Below are 20,106 nucleotides of genomic sequence, written 5' to 3'. Positions count from 1 at the left end.
GGAAACCCGCAGCGCGGGCATGAAAAAGCCCGCCGGAGGCGGGCTTTTCCTGGTCGTGCGATGCGCCGTTCAGTGGTGCGTCGTTTCGACCTGCTGCATCGGGGCCGTATCGACCGGCGGCAGCACCTTGCGCTCGCGCGGTACGCGGGCCGGGCGCGGGAGTCGCGACGCGGCTTCCTGCGCGGCCGCGAACTTGTCGGCGTCCGTGTTCACCCAGACGAGACCGGCCTGCTCCAGCACGGCATCCAGGCTCGCCGAAGCGGGCGCGGCTGCCGGTTGGGCGGGGGCGGGAGCCGGTGTCGGGGCGGGTGCCGGTGCAGCGACGGCCTCTGCCGGTGCTGCCTCGACCGGCGCCTCGACCGCCACCGGAGCGGCTTCGATCGCGACGGCCGGTGCGGCGGGCTCGACGGGTGCGGCTTGCGGCGCCTCGACAGCGGCCGGAGCGGCTGCCGGCACTTCGAACGCATCGGTCGGCGACACCGCGACCGGCGCCGGGCCTGCTTCCGCCGCCGCCGGTGCGACCGGTGCCGGTTCGGCTGCCTGGACGGCGACGACGGGCTCGGTCGGGGCGGCCGGTGCCGCTTCGGCTGCCGGTGCCGGCTGCGCTTCGACGGCGGCCGGAGCGGCATGCTGCTCGGCGACGGCTTCCACTGCGACCGCACCTGCCACGGCAGCGACGACTGCCGGTGCGGCCGTGTGGGCCGGCTCGGCTGCGACCGGTGCATTCGGCGTCACGGCTTGCGCGGCGACTTCGCCTTCGGCGCCTTGCTCGGCCTGGTCGACTGCGCCATCTTCCTCGCGCTCGCGACGACCGCCGCGGCGGCCGCGACGGCGACGGCGGCGTTCTTCGCCGTCACGTGCGCCGGCTTCCGCATCGGCTGCCGGTTCCGCGCCGGGCAGGGCTTCTGCAACGGCCTTGTCGGTTTCCGGTTCCGGATGGTTTTCGCCGCGGGTGACGGTTTCGAGCGTGGCCGCATGCTGGGTCGGCTTGCGGCGTTCGCCGCGCTCGCGACGCTCGCTGCGTTCCTGGCGCTCGCCGCGGCCGGCTGCTTCGACGCCTTCCGGCTGTTCGACACGCTCGCGCGGTTCGCGGTTTTCGCGCGGTTCGCGCGGCTCACGGCCTTCGCGCGGCTCGCGACCTTCGCGCGGACCACGGCCCTCGCGACCCTCGCGGTTTTCGCGACCTTCGCGGTTTTCCCGGCCTTCGCGCAGTTCACGACCCTCGCGCGGCTCACGGCCTTCACGCGGTTCGCGCACTTCCTTGCCTTCGCGTTCCTGGCGTTGCGGCTGGCCACGGCCTGCTGCTGCCTGGTCGCGGCCGCCCTGCGCCTGCTGTGCGCCGCCGCGACGGTTGCGGTTGCGATCGCCGCCGCGCTGCTCGGTCTTTTCGGTGCGCTCGCGCGCCGGACGGGCTGCCTGCTCCTTCGCCGGTGCCGGTGCGACCGGTGCGGGTGCCGGTGCCGGCGACACGCCGAACAGCCCCTTCAGCCAGCCGATGAAGCCGCCGCTTGCCGCGGCGACGGGCGCCGCCGGAGCCGCAACGGGCTCGACCGGACGCTGCGGGGCCGGGCTCGGCGCCGGACGCTCGGGCGTGATGCCCTTCACCGCGGCTTCCTGCTTCGGCTTCACTTCGGCCGCACGCTTGCTGTAGCCCGTTTCCGACTCGAGCTCGCGGGCCGCTTCCTCGGCCATCTTCCAGGACGCGCGCGGATCGTCGAGGCGCGCGTCGTCGTGACGCAGGCGCTCGAGCTTGTAGTGCGGCGTATCGAGGTGCTTGTTCGGAATCAGCACGATGCCGACCTTGAAGCGCGACTCGATCTTGTTGATTTCCTGACGCTTTTCGTTCAGCAGGAAGGCGGTCACCTCGACCGGCACCTGGCAGTGGATCGCCGCGGTGTTCTCCTTCATCGCTTCTTCCTGAATGATCCGCAGGACCTGCAGCGCGGACGATTCGGTGTCGCGGATGTGGCCGGTGCCGTTGCAGCGCGGGCACGTCACGTGACTGCCTTCCGACAGCGCCGGACGCAGGCGCTGGCGCGACAGCTCCATCAGGCCGAAGCGGGAGATCTTGCCCATCTGGACGCGCGCACGGTCGTGCTTGAGCGCGTCCTTCAGGCGTTGCTCGACTTCACGCTGGCTCTTCGCCGATTCCATGTCGATGAAATCGATCACGATCAGGCCGCCGAGGTCGCGCAGGCGCAGCTGGCGGGCGACTTCGTCGGCCGCTTCGAGGTTCGTGCGGGTGGCCGTTTCCTCGATGTCCGCGCCCTTGGTCGCGCGCGCCGAGTTCACGTCGATCGCGACGAGCGCTTCGGTGTGGTCGATCACGATCGCGCCGCCGGACGGCAGCGGGACCGTGCGCGAGTACGCGGTTTCGATCTGGTGCTCGATCTGGAAGCGGGAGAACAGCGGCACGTCGTCGTGGTAGCGCTTCACTTTCGCGACGTTGTCCGGCATCACGATGTCCATGAATGCGCGGGCCTGATCGTGGATTTCGTTCGTATCGATCAGGATTTCGCCGATATCCGGCTGGAAATAGTCGCGGATCGCGCGGATCACGAGGCTCGATTCCAGATAGATCAGCATCGGCTGGCCGGCGTTGCCGCTTTGCGACGCGGCCTCGATCGCGCGCCACAGTTGCAGCAGGTAGTTCAGGTCCCACTGCAGTTCCTCGGCGCTGCGGCCGATGCCCGCGGTACGGGCGATCATGCTCATGCCGTCCGGAATCTGCAGTTGCGCCATCGTTTCGCGCAGTTCCTGGCGTTCGTCGCCTTCGATCCGGCGCGACACGCCGCCGCCGCGCGGGTTGTTCGGCATCAGCACGAGGTAACGGCCGGCGAGCGAGATGAAGGTGGTGAGGGCTGCGCCCTTGTTGCCGCGCTCTTCCTTCTCGACCTGGACGATCAGCTCCTGGCCTTCGCGCAGCGCATCCTGAATGCGCGCGGAGCGCATGTCGATGCCGTCCTTGAAGTACTGGCGGGCGACTTCCTTGAACGGCAGGAAGCCGTGGCGGTCTTCGCCGTAGTTGACGAAGCACGCTTCGAGCGACGGCTCGATACGGGTGATGACACCTTTGTAGATATTGCCTTTGCGCTGTTCGCGCCCGGCGGTTTCGATGTCGATGTCGATGAGTTTTTGCCCATCGACGATGGCGACGCGCAGCTCCTCCTGCTGCGTCGCATTGAACAGCATGCGTTTCATGAACGGCTCCAGGCGGCTCCGCTGCCGACGCCTCGCGGTTGTCAGGCGCGAGGGCGGGAACGACGGCAGGCCGCACCTTGTTGTGTTGTCACGAGCACGCTGGAGCGGGAACGCTGGCGGGGAGAATTGCCTGAAGAGGCGCTTGGGCCCGAAAGACGGGGCCGGCGGCCATAGGGCACCTGCGAATACGGCTTCAAAGCACGGCGTTCACACACCGCACGCTGCAAAAGCGCGCTAAGCCTGTCCGGGCATTGCCACGGGCGCGCACAATGCGTCGCGCGCGCCGACGGGCGGCAGATGCTGCGGCTTGGGCCGCAGCGGGGAGTATCGAATCCAGCCCGACTTTCCCGCTTGGGGTGTACTTCCCTGGTTTGACGTCGCCAAGCCCCGCACGCTTCGCGGGGCCAAATCGGGCGCAACGCCGTAATTTTCGCAACCGGCAGCCTGCGGACGTACTTCGCGCCGCCGGGCTACCGATCAAATTCTTTTCAACCAACTTTCCGTTACCGCGGCGCCTTGCCGACCGAATCCGCCTGTGGGCGCGATCCTTGCCGACGGGCGGCGCCGTGCGTGCAACTTGCTGCTTCTCTTTGATTAGGGGCGAGCAGCGGACCCCCGGCGCAAGTAAAATAGCAGTTTGCGCTTGCGCCTTGCCCAATTCAGCCGGGGCCGGCCGATCAGGCCACCCACAACGTCAGGCTGGGCAAAATTATATTCAGTATGAATGAGTTAGGCAAAATATCCCAGAATTCGGTCGCAAGCGGCCAGGTATCGACGATCGAGATCGACGAAAACTCGGCCGGTCAGCGGATCGACAATTTCCTGTTGCGCGTCTGTAAAGGCGTGCCGAAAAGCCATATTTACCGGATCCTCCGCAGCGGCGAAGTGCGCGTCAACAAGGGCCGGATCGATGCGCAGTACCGCCTGGCGCTCGGCGACCTCGTCCGCGTGCCGCCGGTGCGCGTGGCCGCGGCCGACCTCGCGCGCGCCGACACGCCCGTCGTGCCGCCCGCGAATTTCGACGTGCTGTACGAGGACGACGCGATGCTCGTCATCGACAAGCCGGCCGGGGTCGCGGTCCACGGCGGCAGCGGCGTCGCGTTCGGCGTGATCGAGCAGATGCGCCAGGCGCGCCCGCGTGCGAAATTCCTCGAACTGGTGCACCGGCTCGACCGCGAGACGTCCGGGATCCTGATGCTCGCGAAGAAGCGCACGGCGCTCGTGGGCCTGCACGAGCAGATTCGCGAGAACCGGATGGACAAGCGCTACTTCGCGTGCGCGCACGGCGAATGGCAGCCCGACTGGGGCCGGCGCCGCGCGGTGAAGGCGCCGCTGTTCAAGTATTCGACCCCGGAAGGGGAGCGCCGCGTGCGCGTGCAGGACGACGGGCTGCCGTCGCATACGGTGTTCAACCTCGTCGACCGCTGGTCCGACTATGTGCTCGTCGAAGCGGAACTCAAAACGGGTCGGACCCATCAGATCCGGGTGCACCTCGCGCATCTCGGCCTGCCGATCGCCGGCGACGCCAAGTATGGCGATTTCGCACTGAACAAGGCGCTGGCGCGCGCGAACGCGCAGCCGTCGCTGAAACGGATGTTCCTGCATGCGCACCGGCTGCGGCTGGCTCACCCGCTGACCGGCGAGGCGCTGCAGTTCGATGCGCCGCTGCCGGCCGAATGCCGGCGCTTTCTCGACCAACTCAGCGCATTGCGCGATACCGCCTGAACCGCATGGCCCGACAGCAATTTGACCTGATCGTCTTCGACTGGGACGGCACGCTGATGGATTCGACCGCGCACATCGCGCACAGCATCCAGGCCGCGTGCCGCGATCTCGGCTTGCCCACGCCGTCCGACGAGGCTTCCCGCTACGTGATCGGCCTTGGCCTGCGCGATGCGCTGCGAATCGCGGCGCCGACCGTCGATCCGTCCGACTACGCGCGGCTCGCCGAGCGCTACCGCTACCACTATCTGCTCGACGACCAGCGCATCGAGCTGTTCGCCGGCGTGCGCGAGCTGCTCGCCGAACTGCGCGACACGGGCTACCTGCTCGCCGTCGCGACCGGCAAGGGGCGGGTCGGGCTGAATCGCGTGCTCGACCAGTCGAAGCTGACGAGCTGGTTCGACGCGACGCGGTGCGCGGACGAGACCTTCTCGAAACCGCATCCGGCGATGCTGCACGAGTTGTCGCGGGAATTGGGGCAGGACCTGTCGCGCACCGTGATGATCGGCGACACCACGCACGACCTGCAAATGGCCGCCAGCGCCGGCGCGGCAGGCGTCGGGGTGTCGTACGGCGCGCACCCGGCCGACGCGCTGGCGGCGCTCGCGCCGCGCTTCGTCGCGCCGGACGTCGGCGCGCTGGCCGCATGGCTGCGGGAGCACGCATGAGCGCGGCGCCGGACGCCGTGCGCGTGTGCGCATCGGACGCGCTGATCGACGGCGGCGCCGGCGTGCGCGTCGACGCGATGCTGCGCGGCGAGCAGGCCGTCGTGTTCTTCGTGCGCTACGACGGCCGCGCCTACGGCTACCTGAACCGCTGCGCGCATGTGCCGATGGAGCTCGACTGGGCCGAAGGGCAGTTCTTCGAGTCGTCGGGCCTCTATCTGACGTGCGCGACGCATGGCGCGATCTACGCGCCGGATACCGGCAAGTGCGTCGGCGGCCCGTGCCGCGGCGGCCGCCTGCGGCCGGTCGAGGTCGACGAGCGCGACACGCCCGACGGGCGTGCGGTATTCTGGGTGCCCGATGCCGATCTGCATCCCGCCACTCCCGCCACGACCGACTGACGACACCATTGCATGGCCGACCAACCGAATTTCCCGGATTCCTCCTCCCGTCCCGACGACCGTGACCCGGGCTGGGAGCGCGCGGCGCTCGAGCGGATCGCGCTCGCGGCCGTCAAGGAGCAGCGCGCGGCACGGCGCTGGAAGATCTTCTTCCGCTTCGCGTTTCTCGGCGTGTTCGTGCTGCTGGCGTTCGCGCTGATCGATTTCTCGAGCGATTCGAAGTTTTCGTCGAGCGGGCGGCATACGGCGCTCGTGACGATCGACGGCGAAATCGCGGCCGGCGTCAACGCGAACGCCGACGACATCAACACGGCGCTCGACGCCGCGTTCGACGACGACGGCACGGTCGGCGTCGTGCTGCGGATCAACAGCCCGGGCGGCAGCCCGGTGCAGGCCGGCATGGTCTACGACGAGATCCGGCGGTTGCGCGGCAAGTATCCCAACAAGCCGCTGTACGTCGTCGTGACCGACATGTGCGCGTCGGGCGGCTATTACATCGCGTCCGCGGCCGACAAGATCTTCGTCGACAAGGCGAGCATCGTCGGGTCGATCGGCGTGCTGATGGACGGGTTCGGCTTCACCGGGCTGATGGGCAAGCTCGGCGTCGAACGGCGTCTGCATACGTCGGGCGAAAACAAGGGCTTCTACGACCCGTTCTCGCCGGAAACGCCGAAGATGGATGCGCACGCGCAGGCGCTGCTCGATCAGGTGCATGCGCAGTTCATCAAGGCCGTGAAGGACGGCCGCGGCAAGCGGCTGCACGAGACGCCCGACATGTTCTCGGGCCTGTTCTGGACCGGCGAGAAGAGCGTCGAGCTCGGGCTCGCCGACGGCTACGGCACGACCGATACGGTCGCGCGCGACGTGCTGAAGGCGCCCGATCTGGTCGACTATACGGTGAAGGAAAGCCTGACGAATCGTGTCGCGCGCAAGTTCGGTGCGGCCGTCGGGGGCGCCGCGATGAAGGCGCTGACGGCCGGCGGCGCGTCGGTCAACCTGCGCTGACGGCCGGCGGCCGACGGCGGCAATCGGCGGGCCGCGATGGCCCGCCTTTCACTTTCATCGGTCGCTGCATCAGTTCGCGAGCAGCAGGAAGATCGCGGGGCGCTTGTGCAGATTCGGCGCGGGCGCCTTTTTCCAGTCCGCCACCGTGCGGCTCGCGATCGTCTCGGTCGCAAGGGTCAGATCGGCCGCCACGCAGATCTGCGTCGACGGCGCGCAGGTCGCGACCAGCGTGTCGAGCATCGCGTGATTGCGGTACGGCGTTTCGATGAAGATCTGCGTCTGGCGCGCCTTGCGCGACAGTTGCTCGAGTTCGCGCAGGCGCTTCGCGCGCGCGGCCGCATCGACCGGCAGGTAGCCGTTGAACGCGAAACTCTGGCCGTTCAGGCCCGACGCCATCAGCGCGAGCAGGATCGAACTCGGCCCGACGAGCGGCACGACCTTCACGCCACGCTCGTGCGCGCGGCGCACCAGCAGCGCGCCGGGGTCGGCGACGGCAGGGCAGCCGGCCTCCGACACGAGACCGGCGTCCGCGCCGGCCAGCACGGGCGCGAGCAGCCGGTCGACGGCGCCGGCCGGCGTATTCACGTTCAGCTCGCTGATCTCGATTTCCTGGATCGGGCGCGTCGTGCCGATCTTCTTCAGGAACGCGCGGGTCGTTTTCGCGTTTTCGCCGATGTAATAGCCGAGCGTGCCGGCGCGCGCCTGCACGGCCGCGGGCAGCACGGCGGCGAGCATCGATTCGTCGCCTTCGCCGAGCGTGTTGGGGACGAGATAAAGCGTGCCGGCGGTCATGCGCGGTCTCCTCGGGTGATGGCAAACAGCGGGTAGTCGGCGGCGCGCAGCATCCGCGTGAGGGCGATCAGCGGCAGGCCGACGAGCGCGGTCGGGTCGTCCGAGTCGATCGCGTCGAGCAGTGCGATGCCGAGCCCTTCGGACTTCGCGCTGCCGGCCACGTCGTACGGCGTTTCCGCGCGCAGGTAGGCGTCGAGTTCGGCTTCGGGCAGCGAACGGAAGCGCACGTGCGTGACGATGTCCTCGATCTGCGCGTCGTCCGTACGGCTGTCGTACAGGCAGAGCGCGCTGTGGAATTCGACTTCGCGGCCCTGCATCGACACGAGTTGCGCGAGCGCGCGCTCATGCGTGCCGGGCTTGCCGATCTGGCGCCCGTCGAAGGTCGCGACCTGGTCCGACCCGATCACGAGCACGCCGTCCGGCGCGTCGATCGTCGCGGCCACGGCGCGCGCCTTCGCGCCGGCGAGACGCAGCGCGGTCGCGGCTGGCGTTTCGCCGGCGAGCGGGGTTTCGTCGAGGTCGGGCGACACGACGTCGAACGGTACGCCGAGGCGCTCGAGGAGTGCGCGGCGGTAGCGGGAACTGGAGGCAAGAATCAGCCGCGGCGGGCGGCAAACGGTATCCGGCATGGTCGGTTGGATCGGTGAGTCGTCAGGTGTGGCGCGGCGTTGCGCGGACGCAAGCTTAAGTGATTGACCGCAAAAGGTAAAACAGGTATGCTTTCCCGCTTTTCGTCGGCAGGCTTTCGCTGTGGTGGCGCCTGCCGGGTCTTCGGAAGTAAAGTACGGCATCCCTCGATGAGCCGTACGCGAGCGGTGCCAAGCCGGATCCCGCAAGTCAGCCTGTAGGCAGGAGCGCACATGAACACTTCTTCTGGCAAACCTGCAGCGGCCCTCGATCCGCATGCGGTCGACCTGTTCGAGTTCGCCCGCAGCGGGCGGCAGGCGGCCGGGGCCGTGCGTCTCTCGCAACTGCCGCGCATGTTAAACGAAGTGCCGACGGACGCGCCGGATCGCGACACGGTCTTCACGTGGCAGGCGGAAGGGTTCACGCAGAAAGAGTTGCAGGACGACGGCGCCGACGGGCAGCAGCCGTATCTGCGCCTCGCGGTGCACGGCCATGCATGGCTCACGTGCCAGCGCTGCATGACGCCGTACGACCAGGCGTTCGACGTCGACATGACGTACCGGATCGTCGCGACCGAAGAAGAAGCCGAGGAATTTCCGCTCGACGACGATGAAGCCGATGTGATCGTGGGCTCGCGCCAGTTCGATCTCGTCGACTTGATCGAAGAGGAATTGCTGCTTTCGTTGCCGCTCGTGCCCAAGCACGAGGTTTGCCCGGCAGTTCACGAAAGCCTCGTGTCGGGCGCGAGCGGTCCCGCGGAAGAGTCGGACGAGGAGTCCGACGAAGCCGGGGACGAAGGCAAACGGCCGAATCCGTTCGCGGCGCTGCAAGCGTTGAAGAAGGACGGTGACGGCACCAAGAAACACTGAGCAGTTGTGGCGCGGGAAGGCGTAGGGCTTTGGGCCAGGGTAGTTAAGCGCCGGATCGGGCTGTGTTAGAATCCGGAAAATTATTTAGGAGTTAGTCATGGCAGTCCAGCAAAACAAGAAGTCGCCGTCGAAGCGCGGCATGCATCGTTCGCACGATTTCCTGACGGCAGCGCCGCTGGCAGTCGAGCCGAGCACGGGTGAAGTGCACCTGCGTCACCACGTCAGCCCGAACGGCTACTATCGCGGCAAGAAAGTCGTCAAGACGAAGAACGACTAAGCGTCAAGTCACGCGTTGCGCGCTACGCTCGCCGTTCGCGTGACAACTGGTTCGCTTGACACTTTCCTGGCTCGACAAAAAGGCGGCATTCAACTGCCGCTTTTTTGTGCCTGAAATTCGTCGCATTCCATGACCGTAAAGCTCACAATCGACTGCATGGGAGGCGACCACGGCCCGTCCGTGACCGTTCCCGCGGCAGTCAAGTTCGTCCGCGCGCATCCCGATGCGCACCTGATGCTCGTCGGCATCGAAAGCGCGATTCGCGCTCAGTTGAAGAAGCTGAAAGCCCTCGACGATCCCGCGTTGACCATCGTGCCCGCCACCGAAGTCGTGGCGATGGACGACCCTGTCGAAGTGGCGCTGCGCAAGAAGAAGGATTCTTCGATGCGCGTCGCGCTCAACCACGTCAAGGAAGGCGCGGCGCAGGCCTGCATTTCCGCCGGCAATACCGGCGCGTTGATGGCCGTTTCCCGTTACGTACTCAAGACGCTGCCCGGCATCGAGCGGCCCGCGATCGCGTTCGCGCTGCCGAACCCGACCGGCTACACGATGATGCTGGACCTCGGCGCGAACGTCGACTGCGAACCGCAGCATCTGCTGCAGTTCGCGGAGATGGGGCACGCGCTGGTGGCCGCGCTCGAAGGCAAGGAGCGCCCGACGATCGGCCTGCTGAACATCGGCGAAGAGGTCATCAAGGGCAACGAGACGATCAAGCGCGCAGGCGAACTGCTGCGCGCCAGCACGCTCAATTTCCGCGGCAACGTGGAAGGCAACGACATCTACAAGGGCACCGTCGACGTGATCGTCTGCGACGGCTTCGTCGGCAACGTCGCGCTGAAGACGTCCGAAGGGCTCGCGCAGATGCTGTCGGACATCATCCGCGAGGAGTTCGGCCGTTCGCTGATGTCGAAACTGATGGCGCTGCTCGCGCTGCCCGTGCTGATGCGTTTCAAGAAGCGCGTCGACCACCGCCAGTACAACGGCGCGGCGCTGCTGGGGCTGAAGAGTCTCGTGATCAAGAGCCACGGCTCGGCCGACGCCTACGCGTTTGAGTGGGCGATCAAACGCGGGTATGATGCCGTCAAAAACGGGGTGCTGGAGCGCCTCGCGCGCGCGATGGCGGATAATTCGGCGTCGCTCGGCGACGGCGAGCACGACGCGGGCGGCGCGGGCCATGCAAGCCCTGCCGCAGGCCATCACGCCGAACCTTCCGCTGCGCAATCCTCTAAAGCATAAATGGCCCAATCGACTCTCTATTCCCGCGTGCTCGGCACGGGCAGCTTCCTGCCGCCCGACCGCGTCACGAACCAGCAGTTGACCGATCGTCTTGCGCAGGAAGGCATCGAGACGAGCGATGAATGGATCGTGGCGCGTACGGGCATTCATGCGCGCCATTTCGCCGCACCCGACGTCACGACGAGCGATCTCGCGCTCGAGGCGTCGCGTCGTGCGATCGAAGCAGCCGGTGTCGATCCGCAGTCGATCGACCTGATCATCGTCGCGACTTCGACCCCCGATTTCGTGTTCCCGAGCACCGCGTGCCTGCTGCAGAACAAGCTCGGCATCAAGAACGGCGGCGCGGCATTCGACGTGCAGGCCGTGTGCTCGGGCTTCGCGTACGCGATGGCGACGGCCGACAGCTTCATCCGCAGCGGCCAGCACCGTACGGCGCTCGTGGTCGGCGCGGAGACGTTCTCGCGCATTCTCGACTTCAAGGACCGCACGACCTGCGTGCTGTTCGGCGACGGCGCGGGCGCGGTGATCCTGTCCGCATCGGAAGAGCCGGGCGTGCTCGGCAGCGCGCTGCACGCGGACGGCAGCTACTCGAACATCCTGTGCACGCCGGGCAACGTCAATCGCGGCGTGATCGACGGCAGCGCGTTCCTGCACATGGACGGGCAGGCCGTGTTCAAGCTCGCGGTCAACGTGCTGGAAAAAGTCGCGATCGAAGCGCTCGCGAAGGCGAATCTCGCGCCCGAGCAAATCGACTGGCTGATTCCGCACCAGGCCAACATCCGCATCATGACCAGCACCTGCCGCAAGCTCGGCCTGCCGCAGGAGCGCATGGTCGTGACGGTCGACCAGCACGGCAACACGTCGGCCGCGTCGATCCCGCTGGCGCTCGACGCCGCGGTGCGCGACGGCCGCATCCAGCGCGGTCAGCACGTGCTGATCGAAGGCGTCGGCGGCGGCTTCACCTGGGGCGCGTCGGTCTTCCGCTTCTGATCCGCGGCGCGCGAAGCCGCGCGCGGATCCCGTCGGCGCGCCGTTCGCGTGCGCCGTCCGAATCGATTCAATTGGGGACGATATGAAATTTGCATTCGTTTTTCCGGGGCAGGGCTCTCAGGCGATCGGCATGCTCAACGCATTCGCCGATCTGGCCGTCGTGCGCGAGACGCTCCAGGAAGCGTCCGACGCGCTCGATCAGGATCTCGGCAAGCTGATCGCCGAAGGTCCGGCCGAAGAGCTGAACCTGACCACCAACACGCAGCCCGTGATGCTGACCGCAGCGTACGCGTGCTACCGCGCGTGGCAGCAGGCGGGCGGCCCGGCGCCGTCGATCGTCGCCGGCCACAGCCTCGGCGAATACACGGCGCTCGTCGCGGCCGGCGCCCTCGCGTTCAAGGACGCGGTGCCGCTCGTGCGTTTTCGCGCGCAGGCGATGCAGACGGCCGTGCCGGTCGGCCAGGGCGGCATGGCCGCGATCCTGGGCCTCGACGACGACACGGTGCGCGCGGTGTGCGCCGAAGCCGCGGAAGCGGGCGTCGTCGAAGCGGTGAACTTCAATGCGCCCGCGCAGGTCGTGATCGCAGGCAGCAAGGCCGCGGTCGAAAAGGCATGCGAAATCGCGAAGGCGAAGGGCGCGAAGCGCGCGCTGCCGCTGCCGGTGTCGGCGCCGTTCCATTCGTCGCTGCTCAAGCCGGCGTCGGATCAGTTGCGCGACTATCTCGCGAACGTCGACGTGAAGGCGCCGCAGATTCCGGTCGTCAACAACATCGACGTCGCCGTGGTCGGCGATCCGGCCGCGATCAAGGATGCGCTGGTGCGCCAGGCCGCGGGCCCGGTGCGCTGGGTCGAATGCGTGCGGCACATCGCGGGCACGGGCGTCACGCACGTGATCGAATGCGGTCCGGGCAAGGTGCTCGCCGGCCTGACGAAGCGCATCGACGGCAACCTGACGGGGGCATCGGTGTTCGATCCGGCTTCGCTCGACGAAGCGCTCAAGCTGGTGACCGCCTGACGCGGCGCCTTTTCCCAAGCAACGGATATTCGATTCATGGACAAGACTCTCGATAAACAGGTTGCGATCGTGACCGGCGCGTCGCGCGGCATCGGCCGTTCGATCGCGCTCGAACTCGCGCATCTGGGCGCGACGGTGATCGGCACGGCGACGAGCGAATCGGGCGCCGCCGCGATCACCGCGGCGTTCGCGGAAGCCGGTGTCGCGGGCCGCGGCGCGGTGCTGAACGTCAACGACGCGGCGGCTGCCGAAGCGCTGATCGATGCGACCGTGAAGGAATTCGGCGCGCTGAACGTGCTCGTCAACAACGCGGGCATCACGCAGGACCAGCTCGCGATGCGGATGAAGGACGAGGACTGGGACGCGGTGATCGACACCAACCTGAAGTCGGTGTTCCGTCTGTCGCGTGCGGTGCTGCGCCCGATGATGAAGGCGCGCGGCGGCCGTATCATCAACATCACGTCGGTGGTCGGCTCGGCCGGCAATCCGGGTCAGGTCAACTATGCGGCCGCGAAGGCCGGCGTCGCGGGCATGACGCGTGCGCTCGCGCGCGAAATCGGCAGCCGCGGCATCACCGTGAACTGCGTGGCGCCGGGCTTCATCGACACCGACATGACGAAGACGCTGCCGGAAGAACAGCAGGCCGCGCTCAAGACCCAGATTCCGCTCGGCCGCCTCGGCAGCCCGGAAGACATCGCCCATGCCGTCGCGTTCCTCGCATCGCCGCAGGCCGGTTACATCACCGGCACGACGCTGCACGTGAACGGCGGCATGTACATGTCGTAACGGTTTTCGTTTACCATCCGCGCCGTATCCCGTTTTTCAGGCGGATCGGCGCTTGATCGACCATCAAGCCAACGCGCGTTTTGGCGTCAGCAAACCTGATAAAATGCGCGCACTTGTAAATCTGAACTTTCCCTCGGAGGGGTAATGGACAACATCGAACAACGTGTCAAGAAGATCGTCGCTGAACAACTGGGCGTCGCCGAAGCCGAGATCAAGAACGAAGCTTCGTTCGTGAACGACCTGGGCGCCGACTCGCTCGACACGGTCGAACTGGTGATGGCGCTCGAAGACGAGTTCGGCATGGAAATCCCGGACGAAGAAGCAGAGAAGATCACGACCGTTCAGCAAGCGATCGACTACGCTCGCGCAAACGTCAAGGCGTAAGCGCCTTTCGCGCTTGTCCGCCACGTCGCCGCGATCTTCGCGATTGACGCGCCATCCTGCCGGCTTCGCGCCGGACGGACTAACAGCCACAGGGCTCGCAGGGCTGATTCCTGTGGCCACTGTGGCTTTTGTTTTTGTCATCCAATAATGGAAAAGAGGTTACCGTGAGCCGCCGTCGTGTTGTCGTTACAGGCCTGGGGCTGATTTCGCCTGTTGGCAATAATGTTGCCGACGGCTGGGCCAATCTCGTCGCCGGCAAGTCCGGTATCGCCACCGTCACGAAGTTCGATGCGTCGAACCTCGCCTGCCATTTCGCGGGCGAAGTGAAGGGTTTCAGCGCCGAGGAGTACATCCCGGCGAAGGAGGCCCGGAACATGGATACGTTCATCCATTACGGCATCGCCGCCGGCGTCCAGGCCATCCGCGACAGCGGGCTGGAAGTGACCGAAGCCAACGCGGAACGCATCGGCGTGCTGGTCGGTTCCGGCATCGGCGGGCTGCCGATGATCGAAGATACGCACCAGACCTACGTCGATCGCGGCGCGCGCCGCATTTCGCCGTTCTTCGTGCCGGGGTCGATCATCAACATGATCTCCGGTCACCTGAGCATCATGTTCGGCCTGAAGGGCCCGAACCTCGCGGCCGTGACGGCCTGCACGACCGGCCTGCACAGCATCGGCCTCGCCGCGCGCCTGATCCAGGCCGGCGACGCGGACGTGATGGTCGCGGGCGGCGCCGAATCGACGGTGTCGCCGCTCGGCATCGGCGGTTTCGCGGCTGCGCGCGCGCTGTCCACCCGCAACGACGATCCCGCTACCGCGTCGCGGCCGTGGGACAAGGACCGCGACGGCTTCGTGCTGGGCGAGGGTTCCGGCGTGATGGTGCTCGAGGAGTACGAGGCGGCGAAGGCGCGCGGCGCGAAGATCTACGCGGAAGTCTCGGGCTTCGGCATGACGGGTGACGCGTACCACATGACCGCGCCGAACATGGACGGCCCGCGCCGCTGCATGGTCGCGGCGCTGCGCGACGCCGGCGTGAATGCCGACGAGGTCCAGTACCTGAATGCGCATGGCACGTCGACGCCGCTGGGCGACAAGAACGAGTCCGACGCGGTGAAGGCGGCCTTCGGCGAGCACGCGTACAAGATGGTGGTCAACTCGACGAAGTCGATGACGGGTCACTTGCTGGGTGGCGCGGGCGGCCTCGAATCGGTGTTCACGGTGCTGGCGCTGCACAACAACGTGTCGCCGCCGACCATCAACATTTTCAACCAGGACCCCGAGTGCGATCTCGATTACTGCGCGAACACCGCGCGTGACATGAAGATCGACGTGGCCGTGAAGAACAACTTCGGCTTCGGCGGGACCAACGGCACGCTGGTGTTCAAGCGCGTCTGAGTCGAATCGCTTGACGAGTCCATTCGATGCTCCGGCCGGGCGTCCGCAGCGCTTCGCGTTGCGGGCCTCGGCCGTGTCGTATCTCGTGCTGGCCGCGTTCGTCGCGTCGGCTGCCGCGTCGGCGTACCTGTTCTGGGCGCCGCGCGCGGGCGCTGCCGCCGGCGCGGGCGTGTCGGCGGCGACGGCGGCACTGCTGGCCGTATGGGCGGCGCGGGCCTGCGCCCGCCGGCTGCCGGCCGAGCTGCGGATCGATGCCTTCGGGGAGATTGCGGCGTTTGGCCGCACCGGGCAGTTGCTGGCCCGCGGCCGCGTGACGGGCCACGCGCACTGGAGCAGCCTGCTGCTGGTGCTGTCGGTCGGGCAGGGCGCGCGGCGGGCCCGGCCGCTGCTGATTCCGGCCGACGCGCTCGATGCCGCATCGTTCAGCGCGCTGTCGGTGCTGGCGAGGACGGCCGGGGCGGCGGGGCGGGCATGACGGCAGCACGGTTACCGGCCGTAACCAGCGTCCGGCGCCGGAACGCTACAATAGCGCTCCGCGTTGCATCCCTAGTTAACGGATTTGTCAGGTGAGTGAAAAAGAAATCGATCAGGCTCTGGTCGAGCGCGTACAGAAGGGCGACAAGGCGGCGTTCGAACTCCTGGTCTCCAAATACCACCGCAAGATCATTCGGCTGATCTCGCGCCTCGTGCGGGATCCCGCCGAGGTCGAGGATGTGGCCCAGGACGCGTTCATCAAGGCGTATCGTGCGCTGCCGCAATTCCGCGGCGAATCGGCGTTCTATACGTGGTTGTACCGGATTGCCGTCAATACGGCGAAGAACTACCTTGCGACGCAAGGCCGCCGGGCGCCGACCTCGACCGAGGCCGATGCGGAGGAAGCGGAAACTTTCTCCGATGCAGACCAACTAAGGGATATCAACACGCCTGAGTCGATGTTGATGAGCAAGCAGATTGCCGAGACGGTCAACGCTGCAATGGCTCTGCTGCCCGAAGAACTGCGCCAGGCAATCACGCTGCGCGAGATCGAGGGCCTGAGCTACGAAGAGATCGCGGAAATGATGGGCTGTCCGATCGGGACGGTCCGGTCGCGGATCTTCCGCGCACGCGAAGCAATCGCTGCCAAATTGCGTCCGCTGCTCGATACGCCCGAAGGCAAGCGCTGGTAAGCGCGACGGGCGGAACGACGCGGGTCGGGGTCTAGTTACGGATAGAGTCGTGAAGTCACGACGGGGTGTGCAAGATGGGGAGCATCATGGGGTCGGTCAATACGCAATCGCAAGCGTGCTCGCGCGGCGAGCGCATTTCCGCGCTGGTCGACGGCGAAATGTTCGACGGCCCGGATCACGGGCAGTTTCTGGCTGAACTCGACCGCGCGGATCGCGCCGTATGGGCCCAGTACCACTTGATCGGCGATGCGCTGCGCTCGGACGAGCTCGCGCTGTCGCCCGCGCTGAGCGTCGCGTTCACCGCGCGCATGTCGGCTGCGCTCGAAAGCGAGCCGCACCTGCTGGCGCCGGCGGCCGCGCCGGTCGCGCGCAAGCTGCTGTCGCTGCGCCGCCGCGTCGTGCCCGCGTTCGCGGTGGCCGCCGCGGCTGCCACGCTGACGTGGATCGTCGTCCCGCAGATGCAGACGGCCGGCGCCCCGGGCGCCGTCCAGGTCGCATCGGTAGGCGCGCCGCAGACCGGCAACCTGCAGCGCGTGACGGTTGCGCAGGCATCGGCCCAGCCGGGCCTGCAGGACGTCAACATCATTCGCGACGCCAGCCTCGACCAATACCTTGAAGCGCACCAGCAATTCGCGCAGCAGCCCGTCGTCACGGGTTCGATGCCGCTGATCCGCGCTGCCGTGACCACCACGCCAGGCCAATAACCCCGATGCGGACATTGCAGTTGAATCACGCCATCTCCGGATGGAAGCGGCTGCCGGCCCTTTTGCTTTGCGCAGCCGCCCTGTTGTCCGTTCAATCCCTTCCCGCCAGCGCCCAGCAACCGGACGATCCCGTCGCGACCCGCAAGGGCGCCGCTGACTGGCTCGACCGCGTCCAGCAGGCGGCGCAGCAGCAGAGCTACGAAGGTACGTTCGTCTACCAGCGAGGCGGGTACGTGCAGTCGTCGCGTATCGCGCACGTCTCGTCCCGCGACGGCGAGTTCGAGCGGATCGAGACGCTCGACGGCAAGCCGCGCAAGCTGCTGCGGCACAACGACGAGCTGTATACGTTCGTGCCCGAACGCAAGCTGTGCGTGGTCGAGCGCCGTCAAACGCGCGACTCGTTCCCCGCGCTGCTCGGCGCGAGCGGCGAGCACGTGATGTCCGTCTACGATGCGAAGTCGCTCGGCAAGGACCGCGTGGCCGGGATCGACGCGCAGGTCGTCGAGCTCGTGCCGAAGGATGCGTATCGTTTCACGTACAAGCTGTGGGCCGATGCGCGCACCGGGCTGTTGCTGCGTTCGCAGACGCTCGACGCGAACGATCACGTGCTCGAACAGATCGCGTTCTCGCAACTGCAGACGGGTGGCGCAAGCGGCGACAAGGCCGCGATTGCAGCCGGCATGCGCAATCTGAGCGGCTGGACGGTCGTGCGCCCGCCGGTCGCGGCGGTCGACATGGAGGCGCAGGGCTGGCAGCTTGCGCCGAGCGTCGCCGGCTTCCAGAAGATTCGTGAAGTGCGCCGGCCGATGGCCGCGCGCGATGCGGGCGATCCGCCGATCCCGGTCGATCAGGCCGTCTTCACCGACGGCCTCGCGACGATCTCGGTTTTCATCGAGCCGGCCGAAAAGAATACGCGCAAGGAAGGCGCGGGCAGCACCGGTGCGACGCACGTTCTCGTGAAGCGCCGCGGCGACTACTGGATCACCGTGCTCGGCGAAGTGCCGCCGGCCACGTTGCAGCAGTTCGCGTCTGCCATAGAATACAAGGCTTCCAAGTAACGCTACGGCTTCCGACATGATGAAACTCACGCTGCGCAAATGGCTCGCGGCGGCGGCGCTGTCTGCCTGCCTGCCGCTCGTGCCGCATACCGCGTTCGCTGTGACGGCTCCCGCTGCCAGCCTGCCCGACTTTGCCGATCTGGTCGAAAAGGTCGGCCCGGCCGTCGTGAACATCCGGACCACCGCCAACGTGCCGACGAGCGGCCCGCGCGGGATGCTCCCGCCCGGCTTCGACAACGGTGACATGTCCGAATTCTTCCGGCGCTTCTTCGGCATTCCGCTGCCGCAGGCGCCCGGTAACGGCGGTGGCAACGGCGGCAACCCGAAGAACGCGCCGGCGCCGGACAATCCGCCCGACACCGAGCAGAACCGCGGCGTCGGCTCGGGCTTCATCGTGTCGGCCGACGGTTACGTGATGACCAATGCGCACGTCGTCGACGATGCGGACACCATCTACGTGACGCTGACCGACAAGCGCGAATTCAAGGCGAAGCTGATCGGCGTCGACGACCGCACGGACGTCGCGGTCGTCAAGATCCAGGCGTCGAACCTGCCGGTCGTCGCGATCGGCGATTCGAACAAGGTGCGCGTCGGCGAATGGGTCGTCGCGATCGGTTCGCCGTTCGGCCTCGACAACACGGTCACGGCCGGCATCGTCAGCTCGAAGAGCCGCAACACGGGCGACTACCTGCCGTTCATCCAGACCGACGTCGCCGTGAACCCCGGCAACTCGGGCGGCCCGCTGATCAACATGCAGGGCGAGGTGATCGGCATCAACTCGCAGATCTACAGCCGCACTGGCGGTTTCATGGGCATTTCGTTCGCGATCCCGATCGACGAGGCGATGCGCGTGGCCGACCAGCTGAAGGCGACGGGCAAGGTCACGCGCGGCCGCATCGCGGTGGCGATCGGCGAGGTGACGAAGGACGTGGCCGACTCGATCGGGCTGCCGAAGGCCGAAGGCGCGCTCGTCAGCAGCGTCGAACCGGGCGGCCCCGCCGACAAGGCCGGCATCCAGCCGGGCGACATTATCCTGAAGTTCAACGGCCGTCCGGTCGATGCGGCGTCGGATCTGCCGCGCATGGTCGGCGACACGAAGCCTGGCACGAAGGCGACGGTCAGCGTGTGGCGCAAGGGTCAGGCGCGCGATCTGCCGATCACGATCGCCGAGACGCCGGCCGAGTCGACGGCGAAGGCCGAGCAGCGCAAGAACGCGCCGCAGAAGCCGCGCCAGACCAATTCGCTCGGCCTGACGGTCAGCGACCTGACGGCGGAACAGATGAAGACGCTGAAGTTGAAGAACGGCGTGCAGATCGACGGCGTCGACGGCCCGGCCGCCCGTGCGGGCCTGCAGCGCGGCGACATCGTGCTGCGGGTGGGCGACACCGACATCACGAGCGCGAAGCAGTTCGCCGACGTGACCGCGCAGCTCGATCCGCAGAAGGCGGTCGCGGTGCTCGTGCGGCGTGGCGACAACACGCAGTTCGTGCCCGTGCGGCCGCGCCAGAAGTAACGCGCCGATGTTCACGCTCTACGGCCGCGGCTGGTGCCACCTGTGCGACGACATGCGCGACGCACTGGCGCCGGTGGCGGCCGAATTCGGCGTCGCGGTCGACTACATCGACATCGACACCGATGCGGCGCTCGTCGCGCGTTACGACGAGGACGTGCCCGTGCTGCTGCTGGACGGCGCGGAAGTGTGCCGCCACCGGTTCGACGACGCGCGGGTGCGCGACGCGCTGGCGGCCCGGCGCTGAACCGGGTCCGCCGCGAGCCGGCGCCGCTTCGCACGGGGCACGATCCGGCGGCCG

General features: G+C 67.3%; 21 protein-coding genes. 18 read left to right on the top strand and 3 right to left on the bottom strand.

The window, feature by feature from the left end:
• Positions 1 to 69 precede the first annotated feature (69 nt).
• The gene (locus tag WS96_RS26945) at positions 70 to 3,201 is read right to left on the bottom strand and encodes an Rne/Rng family ribonuclease (RefSeq protein ID WP_059836722.1); all 3,132 of its coding nucleotides are present in this window, start codon (positions 3,199 to 3,201) and stop codon (positions 70 to 72) included.
• 720 nt (positions 3,202 to 3,921) lie between these two features.
• Here WS96_RS26945 and WS96_RS26940 point away from each other — a divergent pair.
• Genes WS96_RS26940 through WS96_RS26925 form a run of 4 tightly spaced genes read left to right on the top strand, consistent with a single transcriptional unit; the run spans position 3,922 to position 6,994 of the window.
• Positions 3,922 to 4,926, top strand: a complete 1,005-nt coding sequence (locus tag WS96_RS26940) for an RluA family pseudouridine synthase (RefSeq protein WP_034206763.1) — start codon at positions 3,922 to 3,924, stop codon at positions 4,924 to 4,926.
• A gap of 5 nt (positions 4,927 to 4,931) precedes the next feature.
• Positions 4,932 to 5,591, top strand: coding sequence for an HAD-IA family hydrolase (locus WS96_RS26935; RefSeq protein ID WP_059836720.1), 660 nt, complete (start codon positions 4,932 to 4,934; stop codon positions 5,589 to 5,591).
• Positions 5,588 to 5,989, top strand: coding sequence for a Rieske (2Fe-2S) protein (locus WS96_RS26930; RefSeq protein ID WP_059836980.1), 402 nt, complete (start codon positions 5,588 to 5,590; stop codon positions 5,987 to 5,989). Before WS96_RS26935 ends, WS96_RS26930 begins: the two co-directional genes overlap by 4 nt.
• 12 nt (positions 5,990 to 6,001) lie before the next feature.
• Complete coding sequence (locus WS96_RS26925; RefSeq protein ID WP_059779750.1) at positions 6,002 to 6,994, top strand: S49 family peptidase; 993 nt, start codon at positions 6,002 to 6,004, stop codon at positions 6,992 to 6,994.
• A 69-nt stretch (positions 6,995 to 7,063) separates the two neighbouring features.
• Here the strand turns inward: WS96_RS26925 and WS96_RS26920 are convergent, their stop codons facing one another.
• Together WS96_RS26920 and WS96_RS26915 are read right to left on the bottom strand one after the other, a co-directional pair.
• On the bottom strand, positions 7,064 to 7,786 hold the full coding sequence (locus WS96_RS26920; RefSeq protein WP_059501598.1) for an SAM-dependent methyltransferase: 723 nt from the start codon (positions 7,784 to 7,786) through the stop codon (positions 7,064 to 7,066).
• The gene (locus WS96_RS26915) at positions 7,783 to 8,415 is read right to left on the bottom strand and encodes a Maf-like protein (RefSeq protein ID WP_059791478.1); all 633 of its coding nucleotides are present in this window, start codon (positions 8,413 to 8,415) and stop codon (positions 7,783 to 7,785) included. Before WS96_RS26915 ends, WS96_RS26920 begins: the two co-directional genes overlap by 4 nt.
• A 231-nt stretch (positions 8,416 to 8,646) precedes the next feature.
• On the opposite strand from WS96_RS26915, the gene WS96_RS26910 reads away from it, so the two are divergent.
• The 14 genes from WS96_RS26910 to WS96_RS26845 all read left to right on the top strand — a co-directional run bounded on the left by WS96_RS26910 (position 8,647) and on the right by WS96_RS26845 (position 20,052).
• Entirely contained in the window at positions 8,647 to 9,282 is a 636-nt protein-coding gene (locus WS96_RS26910) for a YceD family protein (protein WP_034206769.1), read from the top strand.
• A 97-nt stretch (positions 9,283 to 9,379) separates the two neighbouring features.
• Positions 9,380 to 9,559, top strand: a complete 180-nt coding sequence (gene rpmF, locus WS96_RS26905; protein WP_006051932.1) for a 50S ribosomal protein L32 — start codon at positions 9,380 to 9,382, stop codon at positions 9,557 to 9,559.
• Between the two features lie 129 nt (positions 9,560 to 9,688).
• Positions 9,689 to 10,795 carry a phosphate acyltransferase PlsX gene (gene plsX, locus WS96_RS26900; protein ID WP_034206770.1) on the top strand — a complete coding sequence of 369 codons (1,107 nt, stop codon included), beginning with the start codon at positions 9,689 to 9,691 and terminating at the stop codon, positions 10,793 to 10,795.
• Positions 10,796 to 11,785 carry a beta-ketoacyl-ACP synthase III gene (locus tag WS96_RS26895; protein ID WP_059836718.1) on the top strand — a complete coding sequence of 330 codons (990 nt, stop codon included), beginning with the start codon at positions 10,796 to 10,798 and terminating at the stop codon, positions 11,783 to 11,785.
• Positions 11,786 to 11,867: 82 nt separating this feature from the next.
• Positions 11,868 to 12,800 (top strand): ACP S-malonyltransferase, encoded by a 933-nt coding sequence (gene fabD / locus WS96_RS26890; protein ID WP_034206772.1) that lies wholly within the window; start codon positions 11,868 to 11,870, stop codon positions 12,798 to 12,800.
• Between the two features lie 36 nt (positions 12,801 to 12,836).
• A complete protein-coding gene (gene fabG, locus WS96_RS26885; protein WP_059836716.1) occupies positions 12,837 to 13,586 on the top strand; it encodes a 3-oxoacyl-ACP reductase FabG in 750 nt (249 codons plus the stop codon).
• A gap of 144 nt (positions 13,587 to 13,730) precedes the next feature.
• A complete protein-coding gene (acpP, locus tag WS96_RS26880; RefSeq protein ID WP_004197638.1) occupies positions 13,731 to 13,970 on the top strand; it encodes an acyl carrier protein in 240 nt (79 codons plus the stop codon).
• A 164-nt stretch (positions 13,971 to 14,134) separates the two neighbouring features.
• Positions 14,135 to 15,367 (top strand): beta-ketoacyl-ACP synthase II, encoded by a 1,233-nt coding sequence (gene fabF, locus WS96_RS26875; RefSeq protein WP_034206774.1) that lies wholly within the window; start codon positions 14,135 to 14,137, stop codon positions 15,365 to 15,367.
• A 10-nt stretch (positions 15,368 to 15,377) separates the two neighbouring features.
• Positions 15,378 to 15,842, top strand: a complete 465-nt coding sequence (locus tag WS96_RS26870; RefSeq protein WP_059779753.1) for a protein YgfX — start codon at positions 15,378 to 15,380, stop codon at positions 15,840 to 15,842.
• A gap of 91 nt (positions 15,843 to 15,933) precedes the next feature.
• The gene (rpoE, locus tag WS96_RS26865; protein ID WP_006490873.1) at positions 15,934 to 16,533 is read left to right on the top strand and encodes an RNA polymerase sigma factor RpoE; all 600 of its coding nucleotides are present in this window, start codon (positions 15,934 to 15,936) and stop codon (positions 16,531 to 16,533) included.
• 86 nt (positions 16,534 to 16,619) lie between these two features.
• Positions 16,620 to 17,237, top strand: a complete 618-nt coding sequence (locus WS96_RS26860; RefSeq protein WP_034206776.1) for a sigma-E factor negative regulatory protein — start codon at positions 16,620 to 16,622, stop codon at positions 17,235 to 17,237.
• Positions 17,238 to 17,242: 5 nt separating this feature from the next.
• Positions 17,243 to 18,295: a MucB/RseB C-terminal domain-containing protein gene (locus WS96_RS26855; protein WP_011544940.1), complete on the top strand. Its 1,053-nt coding sequence runs from the start codon at positions 17,243 to 17,245 to the stop codon at positions 18,293 to 18,295.
• 16 nt (positions 18,296 to 18,311) lie between these two features.
• Positions 18,312 to 19,808 carry a DegQ family serine endoprotease gene (locus tag WS96_RS26850; protein ID WP_059501587.1) on the top strand — a complete coding sequence of 499 codons (1,497 nt, stop codon included), beginning with the start codon at positions 18,312 to 18,314 and terminating at the stop codon, positions 19,806 to 19,808.
• A gap of 7 nt (positions 19,809 to 19,815) precedes the next feature.
• A complete protein-coding gene (locus WS96_RS26845; protein ID WP_006476497.1) occupies positions 19,816 to 20,052 on the top strand; it encodes a glutaredoxin family protein in 237 nt (78 codons plus the stop codon).
• Positions 20,053 to 20,106: the final 54 nt, after the last annotated feature.

Source organism: Burkholderia sp. MSMB1835, assembly GCF_001526365.1.
GTDB lineage: Bacteria > Pseudomonadota > Gammaproteobacteria > Burkholderiales > Burkholderiaceae > Burkholderia.
This window is presented reverse-complemented; position numbering and strand designations above follow the sequence as displayed.